This is a genomic window from Pedobacter sp. AJM, from assembly GCF_002197755.1.
Lineage (GTDB): Bacteria > Bacteroidota > Bacteroidia > Sphingobacteriales > Sphingobacteriaceae > Pedobacter.
Genome location: NZ_NHOT01000005.1, coordinates 228,482 through 247,759, shown reverse-complemented (window position 1 = coordinate 247,759; position 19,278 = coordinate 228,482). Strand labels below are relative to the sequence as shown.

Sequence of the window (19,278 nt, the reverse complement as noted above, 5' to 3'; positions counted from 1 at the left end):
ATTTTGCAATGAAAAATATTAACATTTATATCGGCTTCATCATTTGTACCATCATATTTAACGCCTGCAAGAAAGATTTCCTGGAACGTGAACCACAGAGTATAGTGGTTGAAGATCAGGTTTATGGTGACCCAAAATTGATTGAAGGCGTGTTAGCCAATTTGTATAATCGCATTCCAACCGATGCTTCCTTAACCAATCGCTGGACCGAACACACGGCATATGATGATGCAGTATGGTCTGGAAGCGGAAATGCCGGGGATGAATACCGGAATAATATCATTTCATATCCGGTAGACAGATGGAGACTTTGGGATTATGGCTTTATCAGGGATGTAAACCTCGGCATTGAAGGCGTACAAAAAAGCACCAAATTAACAGCCCAGCAGAAAGCCCAGTTTAATGCCGAATTTCGCTTCCTTCGTGCGTATGATTATTTTGAAATGGTAAAAAGAATGGGCGGTGTACCCTTGGTCACTACCCCTCTGGTTTATGATTATAGTGGAGATGCCACCAATTTGCAGTTGCCACGAAGTAAAGAAGTAGATGTATATGATTTTATCGGTACTGAACTTGATGCCATTGTAAATCATATTGAAAATAACGGCAGCACCTCTCGCGCAAATAAATATGCCGTATTGGCCTTGAAATGCAGAGCCATGTTGTATGCAGGTTCGCTGGCCAAATACAATAATCTGATGGCCAGTCCGATTACGCTGCCAGGCGGTGAAGTGGGGATTCCGGCACAACGCGCTGCTGATTTTTACAATAAAGCACTCGATGCTGCAAAGCAGGTAATAGCAGGGCCGTATTCCTTGTACAAATCGAATGCGGCAAATTTAGGTGAGAATTTTTATGAAGCACTTACCAAGAAAACCGGTAATCCGGAGCTGATTTTAATCCAGGATTTTTTACAGTCTAAAGGATTTAAACATGGTTTCAGTTATGATAACATTGCCCGCTCATTAAGGGAAGATAACCTGGCTTCATCTGCAATTGCACCAACTTTAAATCTGGTAGAGAAGTACGAGTACCTGGATGGTACTGCCGGAAACCTGAAAACCCGGAACGCAGATAATAGCGATTATGTTTATTATACCAATACCCAGGATATTTTCGCGAATAAAGATGCCCGTTTATACGGAACCATCATTTATCCCGGAACAAGTTTCCGCAATACGCCGGTGAACATCCAGGCCGGAGTGGCATTGTGGAATGGAACTAGCTATCAGATTATTGAAGGAGATTTAGGTGCCAGGTATACGGATGGGAAACTCCTTACCGGCCTGGATGGACCTCAACGTTCTGCGCTTGACTTATCGAATACAGGTTTTTACCTGCGTAAATTTATAGACAATACGCCATTAGCCAGTACCCGTACGAGGGGTACGGATATTGCCTGGATCAGGTTCAGGTTAGGAGAGGTATACCTGAATGCCGCTGAAGCTGCTTTTGAACTTGGCCAAACGGCAAGCGCTTTAAGCTATATGAATACCTTGCGTGAAAGAGCTGGATTTGGCGCTAACAGTTTAAGCACGCTAACCATCGATCGCATTCGCAATGAGCGCAGGGTAGAATTGGCCTTTGAAGACCACCGTGTTTGGGATCTTGCCCGCTGGCGAATTGCAGATCAGGTATGGAATGGCAGTACAAATAGTCCTGATGCCATGCTTTATGCTTTGTACCCGTACCGGGTAGTACGTCCGGGTGATGCTGCCCGTCATGATAAATACATTTTTATTAAGCAGGTTGCACCACGCTTTAAAGCACCACGCTTTTATCAAATTGGGAATTACTATTCATCCATTGAACAGGCTGTACTTAATAATAACCCTAAAATTATTCGTAATCCATTTCATTAATCAACTACCATGAAAAAGATAAGTTATATCGTATTATTCTGCCTGATGGCATTTTTCTCCTGCAAAAAGGATAACTATGATGCGCCAACATCCAGACTAACAGGTCGTATCCTTTACCAGAATCAAACGGTTGGCGTTCGTTCTGATGGTGTTCAGCTTGAGCTCTGGCAGCATGGCTATTCACTTTTTACTAAAATTCCGGTTTTTGTAGCGCAGGATGGAACGTTTTCTGCGACATTGTTTGATGGTGATTATAAGCTGGTACGCCTGCGCGGAAATGGGCCGTGGCTGGATAATCCTGATTCAATTGCGGTTAAAGTAAGTGGAAATACCCAGGTTGATGTTCCGGTTGTGCCTCATTTTACTTTTGGTAATGTGTCTTTTAACAAATCAGGCAATACCGTTAGCGCAACATTTACAGTGCAGCAAGTTACATCCACAAGCGTACTGGAACGTGTTAACCTGTATCTGGGTACCACCATGATTGTTGATAATACGCGGCAGGATGCCAGCGCAGAAAAACTGGCCGCAGATATAGTCATCGGACAGTCAGGTACAATTACAGTGAACATCCCGGCGGCACTTGCATCCAGAAACTTTATGTATGCAAGACTGGCGGTGAAAACAAATGGGGTAGGTGAAGCTTTATTTTCTGCTCCGCAACGAATTGAGTTCAAATAAAGCTAACATATAACCTGCTAGCAAAAAGAAGCTGCAACAGGATTAGTTCAGTTAAAATTTGTCATCCTGAGTCTGTCGGATATTCTTAAGAATATTTTTCACAAGTCCTTCGACAGACTTAGGATCACATTTTAAATGACATAAATTTTGTCATCAATACCGGAGAATCTTTTATGAGGTAGATTACAGCCAGGAAAAATAATTGAAATCAATAATCCTTAATCCAGGGGATAACTAAGATCCAGGCTGAACAATTTTAAATGTGCTGGCATCAGCGTTGGAAGCCACTTTAATCGCATTTTTTGACCGTACATCCAGTCGTTTAATCAGAAAGATGAGTTCGATGCTCGCTATAAAAATCAGTAAATAACCATATGTTTCCAATGATTCTTCAGATATGTTTTTTACATCCCGCATGTAGCCGTTTTCCATGGCTGCCATCCAGAATATTCTTCTACCATACAATCTTGAAAAGATATAGGTAGTCAAAATGCCTGATATCATGATGCCGAAAGCAAATAATGAGGTGTATACTTTCAGGTTATCTATTAGTTTTTTACGCCTGATGATGGCAAAATAAATGGGAAAAGGCAGAGACAGGATGACAATGGTTTGCCATGCGCCATCAAAATAATGCAGATCCAGGTAAGCATCCTGTTCGCGCACCAGCGAAATAAAGAGGAATTCAGCTATTAATAAGAGCAACGGCCTCCAGTTTTTATAAATCACAATACCATAGGTTAGGATGATACCGGAAAAGAGGAGCAATATACTTTGTAATACTTCCACAGCAGATGCTTCAGAAAATTTCATTCCCTGTTGTTCCCTCGTCACCTGCCACATCAGAAACTGTGCGACACCAACTATGGCGATTCCATAAATGATGAACTTTATGAACATCGTGATCAAACCAGAAGAACTTAATGTTTCAGATTTGAATTGATTTTTAGAATTATACGGGACGTGAATATCGGGCTGACTGATCATGATAAAAATTTGAATCAAAATTCTTTAAAAACTGATCCGCCATCAAGGTCAATATGTAGTGGAAACTGGCCTTTTTGTATGAAAATGCTTTAGCTTTTAAAATATATTTTGATGTGGAAGACGGTTTTCCATTCGGTAAACCGAGGGTGATATTCCGGTATTTTTCTTAAAATACTTTCCAAAAAAGGAAGCATTAGCAAAATTCAATGCCTCTGCAACACTGGATATGTTGTGTGAATAATTGTTCAGCAAGATTTTCGCTTCACCAATTACGATCTCATCAATCAGTTCTCCCGCAGTTTTTCCGGTTACAGATTTGACCACCTGCGACAAATGTCTTGGGGTGATGAATAATTTACCCGCATAAAAGATTACCAGCCTCTCTTTTTTAAAATGTAGGGAAAGCAGATTGAGAAACTTAGTCGTCATTTCAGACTTGCTATCTCTTTTTGGCAGCTCGAAATGCTCCCGGTTATTAAAGTTTAGCAATAAATCGTAAAGAATTTCAATAAAACTATTTCTGATAATGTCATTTCTATAGGGCATATCAGCAGCAATTTTTAACTTCTTTTCCAGCGCGATTACATCATGATACAGGTCTTGGTATTCTTCGCGCTTTAAGGAAAATTTATGAATAGCCTTACTTTGAAATATGGTATAATGCTGCGCTGCAGTAAGGAAAATGCCTGATTTAGACAGGTAATCTTTATTAAATGTGATCTTGATAAAGGAGAAGTCTGTATGATCTGTCACTTCATATACAGTGTCAGGAAAAACAAAAAATACATCCTTCTCTTTTAATGTTTCATTTATAAAGTTGGTTTTAATATGAATACGTCCTTTTACGACCAGTATAAACGCAAAGGACAAGGCTCTGAAAGGTTGGTTATTACAAATGCCTTTAGAAAGCTGATCAATTCTGGAAACTTCCAATCCCTCACCATCATCTGGCTTGTAAATTAACCCTGTTTTTTGAGGGATATTATGATTTGAAGTTCTTTGCATGAAGGGGTTGGTTGTTAATATAGCCTTAACCTGTTATTCAAAAAGCACATATCTTATCTTGATAATTTAGCCTGAACTATTTTCTTAAAAGTTGCCTGGAATATCTGATTTTTTTGACCTCAGCAAATGTAATATTCTACCTCATTTTTTGATTTATTTATTTAAAAAATGACTATCCGCTGATTAGATTTCAATCTTTTGATTAATAGTATTTTTAATCAATTCACTGATAAACAGTGAATTGATTGTTTGTGATCAGCAATAAACTCATTTTTAACTGTTTTACTTTTTTGCATTAAAAGTCAGTAAGTCGAAAAGTCAATTCATCTGAATGTCACATTTTGCGCATCCCACATTTTGACCAATAATTCCCACATTTCAACCTTTTTTCAGGTGTTAATCTGGATTAAAATTGCGTTATCAAATTGTTTCGAAATGATGTCTTCTGTTGAACATTAAATTCAGCAGTCAGTTCGTACAATCTATTAGAATACGGTTTTCCAGAATACGTGAACAAAGCAATCATTACCACATAGCATGCGCAAAAAATTAAGAGATAGGATCGACGCATTTAAAGATGCTACCCTGATTAAAGAACAAGGGTTATATCCATATTTTAGGTCTATAGAATCCGCACAGGATACAGAGGTCATTATCAACGGGAAAAAGGTATTGATGTTTGGTTCAAACTCGTATTTAGGTTTAACCAATCATCCTAAAATTAAAGAAGCGGCCAAACGTGCCATTGATAAATATGGAACCGGATGCGCTGGTTCGAGATTTCTTAACGGTTCGCTTGATATTCATATCCAGCTGGAGAACAAACTGGCCGAATACGTATCTAAAGAAGCCGCCGTATTGTTCAGCACTGGTTTTCAGGTGAATTTAGGTGTGATTTCCTGCCTGCTGGAGCGGAATGATTACCTTATCCTGGATGAATATGACCATGCTTCTATTATTGACGGCAGCAGACTCTCTTTTTCAAGAACGATCAAATATGCCCATAATGATATGGATGATTTGCGGAGGAAACTCAGCAGGCTGCCGGAAGATGCGGCCAAACTAATCGTTTCTGATGGTATTTTCAGTATGGAGGGCGATCTGGTTAACCTGCCCGAACTCGTGAAAATTGCTGATGAGTTTGGTGCCAATGTGATGATGGATGATGCCCATAGTTTAGGCGTGATCGGTTTTAACGGGTCTGGTACAGCCTCCCACTTTAATCTGAGTGATGGTGTTGATCTGATTATGGGGACTTTCAGTAAATCACTGGCCTCATTGGGCGGTTTTATCGCAGGTGATGCACAAACCATTGAATACATTAAGCACCGTGCGCGCTCGCTGATGTTCAGCGCCAGCATGCCACCAGCTGCAGTAGCCAGTGTGATTGCTGCCCTGGATATCATAGAATCTGAACCGGAACGCATTGATAAGCTATGGGACAATACCAATTATGCAAAAAAATTACTGATGGAATCTGGCTTTGATATCGGCCACAGCAATAGTCCAATCCTTCCGATTTATATCAGGGACAATACCAAAACTTTTATGATCACCAATATCCTGCAGGAAAACGGTGTATTCGTAAACCCGGTGGTTTCTCCTGCAGTACCTTCTGATTCTTCTCTTATCAGGTTTTCACTGATGGCAACACACAGTTTTGAACAGATCGAAACCGCAGTTGAAAAAATCGAAGCTGCATTTAAGGCCGTAAACATTGAATTAGATGGTGTAAAATTATGAAAAAGGTCATCGAAGTTTCCACTAAAAAGCAACTGGCATCATTTATAGATTTCCCACATGATCTGTATGTGAATGATGTAAATTATGTTCCGGAACTGTTTATTGCACAACGTGATCTGCTTACACCAGGTAAACATCCTTTTTACGAGCATTCTCAAATTCAGCTGTTCCTGGCTTATGAAGATGACAGGATAGTGGGTAGGATAGCCGCCATCAATAATACCAGTCACAATAAAGTTTATGGTGGCAAGGATGGTTTTTTTGGGTTTTTTGATTGTATTAATGATCAGGAAGTAGCGGCTTTATTATTCAGTGCCGCTGAAAAATGGTTAACGGAAAAGGGATTAACCAAAGTTTTAGGACCAACGAATTTCTCTACCAATGAAACCTGTGGCTTACTGATAGAAGGTTTTGATGGGCCGCCGGTGGCCATGATGCCCTATAATGCCGCATATTACCTGACGCTCTTAGCGGAGGTTGGCTTTATCAAACATGTGGATTTACGGGCATACCGCTATACCACAGGAAATTACAATGACCGTTCAGTTGGTTTAATCGATAAGATTGAGGAGCGCCTGAAACGTAATGACATTATCATCCGTAAAATCAATATGAAAAACTTCAACAGCGAGCGTGAGACCTTGCGTGAAGTATACAATAAAGCCTGGGATAAAAATTTAGGTTTTGTACCCATGACCGATAAGGAATTTGATTATACCGCTAACGACCTGAAATTAATTCTTGATCCCGATTTCTGTGTAATGGCCGAGCAAAATGGCCAGATTGTAGGATTTGCATTAGCCATTCCTGACATCAACCAGATCCTGAGAAAAATTAAACGTGGACGCTTGTTTCCAACGGGTTTAATTAAACTCCTCAGCGGGAAAAAGAAGATTGATGGCATCAGGATTTTATTATTGGGTGTAGTAGATGGCTATCGCAAAATGGGCATTGAGGCCTGTTTGTATGGGCACATTATTAAAAGTTTTTCAGCAAAAAACATGAAATATGCGGAGGCCAGCTGGACACTTGATCATAATGAATTGATTAATAAGCCTATTGAAGCGATTGGCGGAAAGCTGTATCGCAAATACAGGATTCTGGAAAAAACAATATGAAAAAGCGGGTATTGATTACGGGTGCAACAGGCTTTGTAGGTTATCACTTAATCGAAGCGGCCCTGGCAGATCATCTGGAAGTTTACATTAACGTTCGGAAATCAAGTGTAGTGTCACATCTTAAAAAATTTGATATCAATTACGTAGAACTGGATTTTGAATCAATATACCAGTTAAGACAGAACATCGATGAATATAAATATGATTATATCATTCATGCAGCCGCCACAACCAAAGCAAAAAACCGGGAATACTATTTTCATATCAACGCCACATATACCAGGAACCTGGCTGTAGCTTCCTCCTTATCTACACATAAAATTGAAAAATTTGTGTTTTTAAGTAGCCTGGCTGCCCGCGGCCCCATCACAAATGATCAGCAAAACCGCGCCAATCCGGTAACCAATTACGGCAGGAGTAAAGCACTTGCCGAAACGTACCTGAATCAGATCCTGGGGTTGCCCTTAATTGTTTTCAGGCCTACTGCGGTATATGGCCCACGTGAAAAAGATATTTTCATCCTCATCAAAGGAATTAATTCAGGTTTTGAACTGCATGCAGGTGCACAGGAGCAGCAACTGAGTTTTATTTACGTCACTGATTTAGCAAAGGTGATGATTAAATCACTGTTTTCTGAGTTAACAGATAAAACATACCACATCTCTGACGGGCAGGTCTACAGCAAATTTTCGCTTGCCGCTTATGTACGCAAGGCTTTAAATAAAAGGCCATTTGTACTTAAAGTGCCTATGCCGGTTATTAAAGGGCTTGCCTGGACACTGGAAAAGACCCTGGGCTTTTTTGACCAGGTGCCTGCACTCAACATGGATAAAATTAATGAAATCACCGCCCTGAACTGGACCTGTAATATAGATCAGATACAAAAAGACCTTGGCTTCGTACCCCATTACCAGCTCGAAAGCGGGCTGAATGAAACCATTGCCTGGTACAAGGAAAATAAATGGTTATAAATTAAAAGCTTAAATAAAAATAGAATGAAAGAAGATGTAAAATCAGCTGATGGCAAGCTTGGCATATTAATGCCAGGGCTCGGTGCAGTTGCAACCACCATGATTGCGGGGGTAGCGGCCATTAAGAAGGGCTTGTCTAAACCAATTGGTTCTTTAACCCAAATGGGAACCATCAGAATTGGTAAAAGAACGGAAAAAAAAGAACCAAAAATTAAAGATTTTGTGCCTTTGGCCAATCTCGAAAACCTGGTTTTCGGTGGCTGGGACGTATATGAGGATAATGTTTATGAAGCGGCACTAAATGCAAGGGTTTTAGATGCAAACCTGTTGCGTGATGTTCGTGAAGAATTACAGGCCATCAAGCCTATGCGTGCCGCATTCGATCATAACTATGTGAAAAATTTAACAGGTACTTATGTTAAAGACGCTGCAACCAGATATGAGCTGGCCCAGGAAGTGATGCAAGACATCAAAAACTTTAAGGCCACCAACAACTGTGACCGTATTGTTCTGGTATGGTGCGGATCTACTGAAATTTATTTTGAACCATCTGCTGTTCATGAATCGCTTGCTGCATTTGAGCAAGGATTGATCGATAATGATCCGTTAATTGCGCCTAGTATGATTTATGCTTATGCAGCACTGAAATTGGGTATCCCTTTCGCAAATGGAGCACCTAACTTAACCGTAGATATCCCGGCATTAATTGAACTGGCTAAAGAAACCCATACACCGATTGCGGGTAAGGATTTTAAAACCGGTCAGACTTTAATGAAAACCATTCTGGCACCGGGTTTAGCCGCACGTTCATTAGGGGTAAACGGTTGGTTCTCTGATAACATTTTAGGTAACCGCGATGGTTTGGTACTGGATGATCCGGATAACTTTAAAACCAAAGAAGTTTCTAAACTGGGTGTACTGGAAGATATTTTCAAACCAGAGGTTAATCCGGATTTATATGGTGATATGTACCACAAAATCAGAATCAATTACTATCCGCCCCATGGCGATAACAAAGAGAGTTGGGACAATATTGACATTTTCGGCTGGTTAGGTTACAAAATGCAGATCAAGATTAACTTTTTATGTCGTGATTCTATCCTGGCTGCACCAATTGTACTGGATTTGGCTTTATTTATCGATCTGGCGAAGAGGGCAAATATGTCTGGCGTTCAGGAATGGCTATCATTCTACCTGAAATCACCTCAAACCATTCCAGGTGTACCGGCAGAAAATGACATTTTCAAACAGTTAATGAAACTGCAGAATACCTTGCGCTACATCATGGGTGAAGACTTAATTACGCACCTGGGGCAGGATTATGAAGAAGAAGTTATAGAAACGGTATAGTGCTTATTCATAAAATGATATCAACCAGCCTGGGAATCGGGTACATTGGGAAGGGCGCCGGCACCTATGCGGCCATAGCCACTTGTCTTTGCTGGTACTTTTTCCAGGCTGGTTACCAATACCCCGGGCTCAATGCCATCCTGATTACGATATTAATAACACTTCAGGGTGTTCGAAGTGCGGATGTGGTAGAAGATGTTTGGGGCAAAGACCATCAGCGCGTGGTGATAGATGAAGTGGCGGGAATGTGTATTACTTTACTCTGTGTGCCGGTAAGATGGGAATATATGCTTTTAGGATTAGTCCTCTTTCGCTTTTTTGATATCCTGAAGCCCTTGTATATTAAAAGGATGGAAGAACTGCCTGGTGGTTTGGGCGTAATGGCTGATGATGTGCTTGCCGGTGTTTATTCCAATGTGATCCTGCAGCTGGTGATCATCTTTAAAATACTATAAGTGATGCTCCGGTTTTTTAAAGCCCAGGCTTCATCGCTAATGGCCTCTGCAGCAGATTTTTTAGTTACCCTGGCTGCAGTAAAGCTTTTTGGTTTATGGTACCTGGCCGGAAGTATTACCGGAACCATTACTGGTGGTGTGATCAATTTCTACATCAATAGAAACTGGGTATTTCAGGCACATGCCAAAGCATTAAGGTGGCAGGTAGTAAAATATATCATCGTATGGACTGGGAATTTAGCATTGCTTACCTCAGGCGTTTATCTGCTTACACATTTTTATCACCTCAATTACATGCTCTCTAAATTGCTCGTATCAGTTACGGTTGGTATCAGCTACAATTATATCATGCAAAAACAGTTTATTTTTTCTGTTAAATGAAACGTCAGTTTAGTATTCCATTCTTTATCTGCTTATTTTCAATATTAAATATATTGGGTATAGGAAATGTTCTTGCGCAATCTACTACGGTTTCGGGCACTGTTCGTGATGCCGGTACCAAAGAAACTTTACCTTATGTATCAGTTTTTTTTAAAGATACCAAAATCGGCACACAAACCGATCTCAATGGAAATTTCACCATCAGTTCCAATCTGCCACAATCAGCCTTGAGTTTCAATTATGTAGGTTACAGTATATTAACTAAAAATATAACACCTTCCCTCAACCAGACCATTAATGTAGTTTTATCACCCAGTGCCAATTCGCTGGATGAGGTAATGGTTGTGGGCGGAAAAAAAGTAAGGTATCGTAATAAAGATAATCCAGCGGTTGAATTGATCCGCCAGGTGATTGCACATAAGGATGAAAACAGAATTAAAAGTTATCAAACTGTAGCTTACCAGCAATATGAGAAAATGCTGTTCTCGGTCAGTAATGTTTCAGAGAAGTTTAAGAACAAGAAAATGTTCCGCAATTACCAGTTCTTATTTCAGGAACAGGATTCCACTTTGATAGGCGGTAAAAACCTGTTACCGATCTACATCCAGGAAAGCTTATCTGACCAATACCTGAGTAAAGATCCGCAGAAATCAAAAACAGTGGTGAAAGCACAGAAACAGGTGGAGTTTGATAACCGCTATATTGACAATAAAGGGATGAAAACCTACTTTGACCGGATGTATCAGGACATTGATATCTATCAGAATAATATCTCTGTGATGAGCAACGATTTTTTGAGTCCGATTGCAAATGGTTCCCCCAATTTTTACAAGTTCTTTATTACCGATACATTAAAGAACCAGAAGCCGCAAATGATTGAGCTATCCTTTACACCAAGAAATACAGGTGACATGCTGTTTGAGGGCAAGCTTTATGTAACCAATGATGGTCATTATGCCGTTACAGGTGCAACGTTAGGGGTAAATAAAAACATCAACCTGAATTTTGTCAGGGCAATGAAAATCGACTTAAACTTCGAACCAAATGCCTTAGGAAAATATAACCTCTCTAAAAGTAATTTGCTGTCTGATTTTGGACTGGGAAAAGGCAAGGGCATAGGTTTTACCGGTGAGCGCACGGTTACCTATAAAAATTATCAGTTTGACACCACCTTACCAGATACGATCTTTCAGGGAAAAAATAAAGTCGTTCTGGCTGATGCGGCGAAAAAGAATGATTTATACTGGCAGCAAAACAGGCTGGATACCATATCTGCCAGCCAGTTAAAAATTTATAAGAATATTGACACGCTTCAAAACCTGCCATCGTTTAAGCGTACCATGAAAATTGTCACGCTGCTTTTTGCAGGATACCAGAACCTGGGGCCTTATGAAATCGGACCGGTAAATACCTTTTACAGTTTTAATAATGTTGAAGGGCTTCGCTTGCGTTTAGGCGGAAGAACCACTCCTGAATTAAGTAAACGATACTATTTCGAAAATTATGCGGCTTATGGGTTTAGGGATGAAAAATGGAAATTCTTTCTTTCCGGTACCTATTCCATCAATAATAAATCCATTTATGAGTTTCCACAACATTACATCAGGGCCAGTTTTCAGAGAGACACCAAAATTCCCGGCCAGGAACTTCAGTTTGTACAGGAAGATAACTTTTTGCTATCCTTTAAACGCGGTGTAAATGACATGTTGCTCTACAACGATTTTTATCGGGTAGATTATGTGAAAGAGTTTGAAAATCATTTTTCTTACACTTTAGGCCTGAAGAAATGGAGTCAGACACCTGCAGGCGGATTGTTTTATCAAAATGACGCAAACCAACTCGTTAATCGCTTAACCACCAGTGAAGTATCGGTACAACTGCGTTATGCACCCAATGAGAAATTTTACCAGGGAAAGATCTACCGAATCCCCATCGCAGACCGTTATCCGGTTTTCAATTTAAGGTATACTGCAGGTTTAAAAGGTGTGCTGGGCGGCGAATATAATTACCATAATATGATGGGCAGTATTGATAAAAGATTTTACCTTTCTCAGCTGGGCTATAGTGATGTTACTTTTGAAGGCGGCTACATTGCCGGAAAAGTTCCTTTTCCACTATTGGATATTCACCGGGCCAATCAAACCTATGCTTACCAGCTCAATTCATATAACCTGATGAACTTCCTGGAGTTTGTCAGCGATCATTACGTGAGCATAAATATCGATCACAATTTCAATGGCTTTTTCTTTAATAAGATCCCTTTACTTAAAAAATTAAAATTAAGGGAGGTGTTTTCATTTAAAGCTTTGTATGGTGGTTTACGTGATGAAAATAATCCGGCTTTAACTCCGGGATTATATCGTTTGCCCGATTATGAAGATGGCTCTAAACGTACCTATGCCCTTGGCCATGATCCTTATATGGAAGGCAGCGTAGGGGTAGGGAATATCTTTAAATTACTTCGGGTTGATCTGGTTAAGCGATTCAATTACCTTAATCATCCGGAGGTATCAGAATGGGGCATCAGGGCAAGGGTAAAATTCGATTTCTAAAAATTGATTATGAAAGCAAACTTAAGAGACAGTTTACAACTGGGCATTTATAAAGTCATTAATCCTTTTGTGAGGGGATTAATTAAAATAGGATTAACGCCCAATGCGGTAACCACTATCGGTTTAATTTTAAATATCGGGGTTGCGGTTATTTTCGTGATGGGTGCCGAAAAATCCAATCGCGGCGACATGTCGTATGTGGGCTGGGGCGGCGCCCTGGTGCTTTTTGCGGGCTTGTTTGATATGCTTGATGGCCAGGTAGCCCGACTGGGAAACATGAGTTCAAAATTCGGTGCATTATATGATTCAGTATTGGACCGTTACAGTGAAATGATTATGTTTCTCGGCATCTGTTATTACCTGGTATCACATCACTATTTTTTGAGCTCTCTTTTTGCCTTTATTGCCTTAATTGGCTCTATGATGGTGAGTTATACCAGGGCCAGGGCAGAAGGATTAGGGATAGCATGCCAAGGTGGTTTAATGCAGCGGCCGGAGCGGGTGGTTACCATTGGTGTTTTTGCCATCGCCTGCGGTATCACCGGCCATTTTATTGGTGGAGCTTATAAGATCTATGTTCCGGGCATATCTTTTCATGTTTTCGAAACCATGTCCGTTTTCACCATTCCCATTACCATGATGGCCCTTCTGACTAATATCACGGCGATTAAGCGGTTGCAGGAGGCCAAAAAAGGATTGGAAGCACAGGAACTGGCTGAAAAGAAAAGCAGCCACAAAGCTGCAATGATTATTGGCCTTACCTTTTCACTGGTTCTAATTGGTGCGGGTGTTTTACCTGCAACAGCACAAAACCCTTCGCCTCTTAACTTTCCTGTACCGAAGAATATCAGCAATCAGTTGTTTTACCTGCAACGCGATCCCAATACCAACACCATTATCTGCCAGTTAAATGTAGATAAAAACGGAGAAGTGGTGGATCAAAATCCGGTAAATGTGTTCTGGATGCGCTATGGAGACCAGGGTGAAAAAAAGGAACTGGGATATATCCAGCGGAAATTTGCATACGGCATACAGACCAAGAGCCTCGGAAAAGGGCAGTTTGAACTTCGCTTTGTCTCACATAAAAACCTGCCGATGTACCTGAATAAATCAGCCGCCGATAAAAAATACCATGTTTTTGTAACCGTAAATAATAAGAAAGTTCAAATCGAAAGAATTTTCCTCAGAATAGAAGGCGGATCTTTCTGGTTGCCTAATGTAAAATATGTGGAAATTAAAGGTTTGGATGCAAATGACCCTTCAAAAGCATTAACAGAGCGAATTAAAATTTAGCATGATGAAAAAGAATTTTGTTTCAAATTCGCCGGCATCCATCCGGATGTTTAAAAGCGATTTTATGGAAAGCCTTTCGAAGGTAAAGTATTATGTGCCGCTAATTGTATATGTTCCGGTAATTGCTTACCTGTTTTACAAATCCTTCCGGGAAGTAAATATGCCGGTAATCATTTTCGCCGGCTGGTTTTTAGCTGGTTTGGCCATCTGGACCATTACTGAATATGTTTTGCACCGTTTCGTATTTCACTTTGAACCTGAAGCCGAATGGGGTAAAAAAATTCACTTTATTTTCCATGGTGTGCACCATGATTACCCCAACGATGCCAACAGGCTGGTGATGCCACCTTCGGCAAGTATACCCATGGCACTTGGATTCTATTTTCTTTTCGATTGGGTATTACCGGATACCAGGGTGTATCCGTTTTTTTCGGGTTTCATATTGGGTTACCTGTTCTATGACATGGTGCATTATGCTTTACACCACGCCAACTTTAAAAGTGGCTTTTGGAAAAGGCTTAAACAGCATCACATGCTTCACCATTATTCAGATGCAACCAAAGGTTATGGTGTAAGCTGGACATTCTGGGATAATATTTTCCAATCTAATTTCGACAAAAAATAAGATGCAGGATGATATCGCCCGTACAAATTCGTTTTTCACGGTTAAAACAATTTATACCACCACGCTGATTTCTCTGGCTTACCTGTTACTATCGGTTGTGCTGGTGGGTTTTAAAGCAGATCAGCTCATCCTGATATTGATTTTTAATTCACTGTTTTACATCTCGGCAGGAACAAGGAAGTTTATTCTCGGCTTTTCCATCTTCGTGGTCTATTGGATTATTTTCGATTATATGAAAGCCTTTCCGAATTATATTTTCAATACGGTTCATATCGCAGATTTATACCACCTGGAAAAAAAACTTTTCGGCATTCATTTTCATCGACAAGAGCTCACGCCGAATGAGTACTGGAAACTAAATACCAGTTCCTTTCTGGATGTGCTTACCGGCCTTTTTTATCTGATGTGGGTTCCGGTCCCGCTGGCCTTTGCCACCTATTTGTTTTTTAAAAACCGGAAGCAGTTTGTGTATTTCTCCCTTACCTTTTTATGGGTAAATCTATTGGGTTTCGTGGTTTATTACGCTTTCCCGGCTGCACCGCCATGGTATGTACAGGAACATGGCTTTCAGTTTATTTACCATACTGCCGGAAACACTGCCGGTCTTTCCCGTTTTGATCATTTTTTTAATATCCACCTGTTTCAGGGGATATACAGCAAAGGTTCAAATGTTTTTGCGGCCATGCCCTCCCTACATTCGTCTTATCCTTTGATAGTACTTTATTATGCCCTGAAAAACAAGATGGGCGCCATCAATATTTTCTTTTTCATTTTGGTTGTGGGCATCTGGTTTGCAGCAGTTTACAACAGCCATCATTATGTATTGGATGTTTTTGGGGGAATGATTTGTGCCGTTGTAGCCATCTTCAGTTTCAATTATTTAGTAAAATACACCCGTTTTAAAGACTATACCAGGCAGTTCATTAACAAAATCAGCTAATCTGGCTGTTCAGTAATCTGTAATAACAAAAATGCCGCTTTCGCGGCATCTCTAATTACTGAATTTCTATTTGCCTTGAAACGGCTTTAGCTTCTTCTTTTTTCGGAAGGGTGAGTTTCAGAATCCCGTCCGCATAATTGGCCTGAATCCTTTCAATATCGGCACTATCAGGCAAGGTAAATGCCCTGGTGAATGCTGAATAATTGAATTCCTTTCTGGTGTAGGATTTTTCTTGATGTTCAGTTTCTGCACTTTTTTCAGTAGAAATGGTTAACATGTCTCTTTCCACGCTTACCTTAAAATCTTCCTTTTTAAGTCCTGGTGCGGCCAGTTCAATCTGGTAGGCATCAGGAGCATCTGCAATATTTACAGATGGCAGGTTGTTGGTGCGGCGTCCTGAAAAAAATGTGTCTTCCAAAACTGATTCGAACATGTCATTAAAGCCTGGCATTAATACATTGTTCTTTTTCTCTGGATTAAATTTAACCAATGTCATCGTTTTTTCCTCCTTTTAATGTTTAAATGGACTATAAATCAATTAATGGTAGTGCTGCTATACCTGCAAGCACATCAGGGGTTAATCAAGTGCTGTGCCAATGGACTTTTTGAGTAATTAAAGCCCGAATGACTGAAAAAATTTCATTTTTGCTGCAATTTTTTCAGAAAGTAACTGTAAAATTTTCAGCTTCTGAAAGTTGTCAATAAGTCCTACAGGCATCTGCTATGATCACGACGAACCTCATCTCAAAAAAATCCTTTCTGGTGAATTATTCAGAAAGGATTTTTTTTTACTCATTATTACTTTCATCCGAAAGGGAAAGATTGTCATCATTTATCTTTCAGGCTGAACTGCCTGACACAATATACTGATATTTAAATACAAAATCGCCATGTAACGATTAAGATAGAATAGGATAGACCTTTTACCGGAATCGATTCATATGCCAACAGCGAGGTCAAAGCAAGCCCCGATGTAAAACATTAAAATCAAATTTACATAAATAATACACAATTGTATTGTGTGCAATATATATTTGCATCGTAACGATCAATAATGAAAGACCTCTTAAAATTAGAAAATCAAATTTGCTTTCCGCTATATGCCTTTTCCAGGGAACTGACAAATCTCTACAGGCCTTTTCTGGAGGAAATGGATTTAACCTATCCACAATACCTGGTGATGTTAATCTTATGGGTGGAAAAACAGCAAACAGTTAATCAGCTAGGTGAAAAACTTTATCTGGACAGCGGTACGCTTACCCCATTACTTAAAAGAATGGAGCTAAAAGGAATGCTGATGAGAAAAAGAAGCCAGACTGATGAGCGCATGGTGATCATCTCACTGACGGATGCAGGCGAAAAAATGAAAGAAAAGGCCAGCTGCATTCCGGGTAAATTGGTGGAGACATTAGGCCTTTCAATAGATGAGCTTATTCAGTTAAAGAAAATCGTAAATAAAGCGATGAAAAGATAGGCCCATGGGATAGCAGGCAAAGCATTTATTTACCTTCATAATCATTAAATAATAGAAATGACATTAACAGATCAGCAACAGATTAACAGCATATTTCAAAACCAGAAGAGTTTTTTTGCCACCCGCAAAACACAATCTGTAAGCTTCAGGATAGAACAGCTTAAACAGTTCAGGGCAGTTTTTGTAAAACATACCGATGCCATTTGTGATGCCTTGATGGAAGACCTGGGCAAAAACAGGAAGGAAGCAGAATATGCAGAGGTGCAGCTGGTATTGGATGAACTGGATTATTGTATTGCAAATATTGAAGAATGGGCACAGCCGGTTGAAGTACCTTCAAAGCCCCGTCCCGGCGGTGAAAATGTAGTCAGTAAACTTACCCGCCAGCCATTTGGCGTAACGTATATTATTGGCCCCTTCAATTATCCGGTGCAATTAACGTTTAGTCCACTAATTGGTGCATTGATGACCGGTAATACGGTTATCCTTAAGCCCTCAGAAAATACACCGACCGTATCAAAAGTCATAGCCACGATGATTGCAGAAGCTTTTCAGCCGGAATATGTAGCGGTGGTACAGGGTGGAATCGAAGAAAATACACTGCTTTTAACTTTCCCTTTTGATTACATTTTCTTTACCGGAAGTGCAAATGTGGGTAAAATCATTATGGCTGCAGCGGCAAAACAACTGATTCCGTTAACCCTTGAACTGGGCGGGAAATCGCCTTGCATTGTTCACCGGGATGCAGACCTTGATCTGGCCGCTAAACGGATTTCCACAGGAAAGTGGGCCAATTGCGGACAAACCTGCGTTGCGCCAGATTATGTTTATGTACATGAAGAGGTGAAAGGAGCATTGATCTCCAAAATCAAATCTTATCTGAAAGAAACTTATCAGGACCAAAGCTTAGGAAAAATCGGAAAAATTGTTTCCCGGAAACAGGTGGAAAATCTGGCCGGTTATATCGCCGCCGCTCCCGAAAAATTGGTTTATGGTGGTGATTATGCGCTGGAAAGCCGATATTTTGAAGCCACCCTGATGGATGATGTCAATTGGGAAGATGCGGTGATGCAACAGGAAATATTTGGTCCGATTCTGCCTTTTCTCAGCTATTCCAACATTGATGAGGCATTAAATCAAATTAATGGCAGGCCCAAGCCACTTGCCCTATATGTTTTTTCAGAAGATCAGGCCTTTGCAGACGATGTCCTGAACCGTACCTCCAGCGGAGATGCAGAAATCAACAGTACACTCATTCATGTAGGTTCGCACTTTCTTCCATTTGGTGGCGTAGGTGCATCTGGCTTCGGCAAATATCATGGCAAATTCAGCTTTGAAACCTTCAGCCACTTAAGGGCTGTTTTACAGATAAAAAAATAAATTCACAACAATTTTATATTCAAAATGAAAGTTTTATATACAGCAGAAGCAACTGCAACAGGTGGCCGCAATGGACACATTAAAAGCGATAATGGTATTTTAGACGTTGAGGTGCGCATGCCAAAAGCACTGGGCGGTGCAGACGATAATTATACCAATCCTGAACAATTATTTGCCGGAGGTTATGCGGCGTGTTTTGATAGTGCATTGAATTTAATCATCAAACAAGGTAAAGTAGCTACTGGGGAAACCAGCGTGAAGGCAGAAGTAAGCATTGGCCAGATCGAAAACGGTGGTTTTGGCCTGGCAGTTAAGCTAGCCGTAAACATCCCGCAGGTGAGTATGGAAGAAGCGCAGGCTTTAGCAGATAAAGCACATCAGATCTGTCCGTATTCTAATGCTACACGCGGAAACATTGAAGTAAGCATTTCAGTTACCAATCATTAATCAGAATCATTATT

The 19,278-nt window shown here is 40.3% G+C and carries 18 protein-coding genes; 15 read left to right on the top strand and 3 right to left on the bottom strand.

The window, feature by feature from the left end; all coding sequences use genetic code 11:
• Nucleotides 1–8 precede the first annotated feature (8 nt).
• Both CBW18_RS13065 and CBW18_RS13060 read left to right on the top strand, forming a co-directional pair.
• Complete coding sequence (locus tag CBW18_RS13065; RefSeq protein WP_088301779.1) at nucleotides 9–1,862, top strand: RagB/SusD family nutrient uptake outer membrane protein; 1,854 nt, start codon at nucleotides 9–11, stop codon at nucleotides 1,860–1,862.
• Between the two features lie 9 nt (nucleotides 1,863–1,871).
• Entirely contained in the window at nucleotides 1,872–2,543 is a 672-nt protein-coding gene (locus tag CBW18_RS13060) for a DUF3823 domain-containing protein (protein WP_088301778.1), read from the top strand.
• A 234-nt stretch (nucleotides 2,544–2,777) separates the two neighbouring features.
• On the opposite strand, the gene CBW18_RS13055 is transcribed toward CBW18_RS13060, so the two are convergent.
• Nucleotides 2,778–3,530, bottom strand: coding sequence for a hypothetical protein (locus tag CBW18_RS13055; RefSeq protein WP_088301777.1), 753 nt, complete (start codon nucleotides 3,528–3,530; stop codon nucleotides 2,778–2,780).
• Nucleotides 3,531–3,626: 96 nt separating this feature from the next.
• Nucleotides 3,627–4,535 (bottom strand): helix-turn-helix domain-containing protein, encoded by a 909-nt coding sequence (locus CBW18_RS13050; protein ID WP_088301776.1) that lies wholly within the window; start codon nucleotides 4,533–4,535, stop codon nucleotides 3,627–3,629.
• Between the two features lie 537 nt (nucleotides 4,536–5,072).
• On the opposite strand from CBW18_RS13050, the gene CBW18_RS13045 reads away from it, so the two are divergent.
• The 10 genes from CBW18_RS13045 to CBW18_RS13000 are packed head-to-tail and all read left to right on the top strand — an operon-like array spanning nucleotide 5,073 to nucleotide 15,963.
• A complete protein-coding gene (locus tag CBW18_RS13045; RefSeq protein WP_088301775.1) occupies nucleotides 5,073–6,278 on the top strand; it encodes a pyridoxal phosphate-dependent aminotransferase family protein in 1,206 nt (401 codons plus the stop codon).
• On the top strand, nucleotides 6,275–7,396 hold the full coding sequence (locus tag CBW18_RS13040) for a hypothetical protein (protein ID WP_088301774.1): 1,122 nt from the start codon (nucleotides 6,275–6,277) through the stop codon (nucleotides 7,394–7,396). The genes CBW18_RS13045 and CBW18_RS13040 overlap by 4 nt, the downstream gene beginning before the upstream one ends.
• Nucleotides 7,393–8,367, top strand: a complete 975-nt coding sequence (locus tag CBW18_RS13035; protein ID WP_088301773.1) for an NAD(P)-dependent oxidoreductase — start codon at nucleotides 7,393–7,395, stop codon at nucleotides 8,365–8,367. The genes CBW18_RS13040 and CBW18_RS13035 overlap by 4 nt, the downstream gene beginning before the upstream one ends.
• 24 nt (nucleotides 8,368–8,391) lie before the next feature.
• Nucleotides 8,392–9,717 (top strand): inositol-3-phosphate synthase, encoded by a 1,326-nt coding sequence (locus CBW18_RS13030; protein ID WP_088301772.1) that lies wholly within the window; start codon nucleotides 8,392–8,394, stop codon nucleotides 9,715–9,717.
• Between the two features lie 14 nt (nucleotides 9,718–9,731).
• Nucleotides 9,732–10,172, top strand: a complete 441-nt coding sequence (locus CBW18_RS13025; protein WP_172406521.1) for a phosphatidylglycerophosphatase A — start codon at nucleotides 9,732–9,734, stop codon at nucleotides 10,170–10,172.
• 3 nt (nucleotides 10,173–10,175) lie between these two features.
• The gene (locus CBW18_RS13020) at nucleotides 10,176–10,553 is read left to right on the top strand and encodes a GtrA family protein (RefSeq protein ID WP_088301770.1); all 378 of its coding nucleotides are present in this window, start codon (nucleotides 10,176–10,178) and stop codon (nucleotides 10,551–10,553) included.
• Complete coding sequence (locus CBW18_RS13015; protein ID WP_088301769.1) at nucleotides 10,550–13,105, top strand: DUF5686 and carboxypeptidase-like regulatory domain-containing protein; 2,556 nt, start codon at nucleotides 10,550–10,552, stop codon at nucleotides 13,103–13,105. The genes CBW18_RS13020 and CBW18_RS13015 overlap by 4 nt, the downstream gene beginning before the upstream one ends.
• Nucleotides 13,106–13,114: 9 nt before the next feature.
• On the top strand, nucleotides 13,115–14,398 hold the full coding sequence (locus CBW18_RS13010) for a DUF4833 domain-containing protein (RefSeq protein WP_088301768.1): 1,284 nt from the start codon (nucleotides 13,115–13,117) through the stop codon (nucleotides 14,396–14,398).
• Nucleotide 14,399: 1 nt separating this feature from the next.
• On the top strand, nucleotides 14,400–15,023 hold the full coding sequence (locus CBW18_RS13005) for a sterol desaturase family protein (protein ID WP_322974924.1): 624 nt from the start codon (nucleotides 14,400–14,402) through the stop codon (nucleotides 15,021–15,023).
• 1 nt (nucleotide 15,024) lies between these two features.
• Nucleotides 15,025–15,963 carry a phosphatase PAP2 family protein gene (locus tag CBW18_RS13000; protein ID WP_088301767.1) on the top strand — a complete coding sequence of 313 codons (939 nt, stop codon included), beginning with the start codon at nucleotides 15,025–15,027 and terminating at the stop codon, nucleotides 15,961–15,963.
• 55 nt (nucleotides 15,964–16,018) lie between these two features.
• Here CBW18_RS13000 and CBW18_RS12995 read toward each other — a convergent pair whose 3' ends face one another.
• Nucleotides 16,019–16,459 (bottom strand): Hsp20/alpha crystallin family protein, encoded by a 441-nt coding sequence (locus tag CBW18_RS12995; protein WP_088301766.1) that lies wholly within the window; start codon nucleotides 16,457–16,459, stop codon nucleotides 16,019–16,021.
• A gap of 558 nt (nucleotides 16,460–17,017) precedes the next feature.
• Here CBW18_RS12995 and CBW18_RS12990 point away from each other — a divergent pair.
• Genes CBW18_RS12990 through CBW18_RS12980 form a run of 3 tightly spaced genes read left to right on the top strand, consistent with a single transcriptional unit; the run spans nucleotide 17,018 to nucleotide 19,264 of the window.
• Nucleotides 17,018–17,437 (top strand): MarR family winged helix-turn-helix transcriptional regulator, encoded by a 420-nt coding sequence (locus CBW18_RS12990; protein ID WP_088301765.1) that lies wholly within the window; start codon nucleotides 17,018–17,020, stop codon nucleotides 17,435–17,437.
• 57 nt (nucleotides 17,438–17,494) lie between these two features.
• Nucleotides 17,495–18,817 carry an aldehyde dehydrogenase family protein gene (locus CBW18_RS12985; protein ID WP_088301764.1) on the top strand — a complete coding sequence of 441 codons (1,323 nt, stop codon included), beginning with the start codon at nucleotides 17,495–17,497 and terminating at the stop codon, nucleotides 18,815–18,817.
• 24 nt (nucleotides 18,818–18,841) lie between these two features.
• Nucleotides 18,842–19,264 (top strand): organic hydroperoxide resistance protein, encoded by a 423-nt coding sequence (locus CBW18_RS12980; protein ID WP_088301763.1) that lies wholly within the window; start codon nucleotides 18,842–18,844, stop codon nucleotides 19,262–19,264.
• The last annotated feature ends 14 nt before the right edge of the window (nucleotides 19,265–19,278 follow it).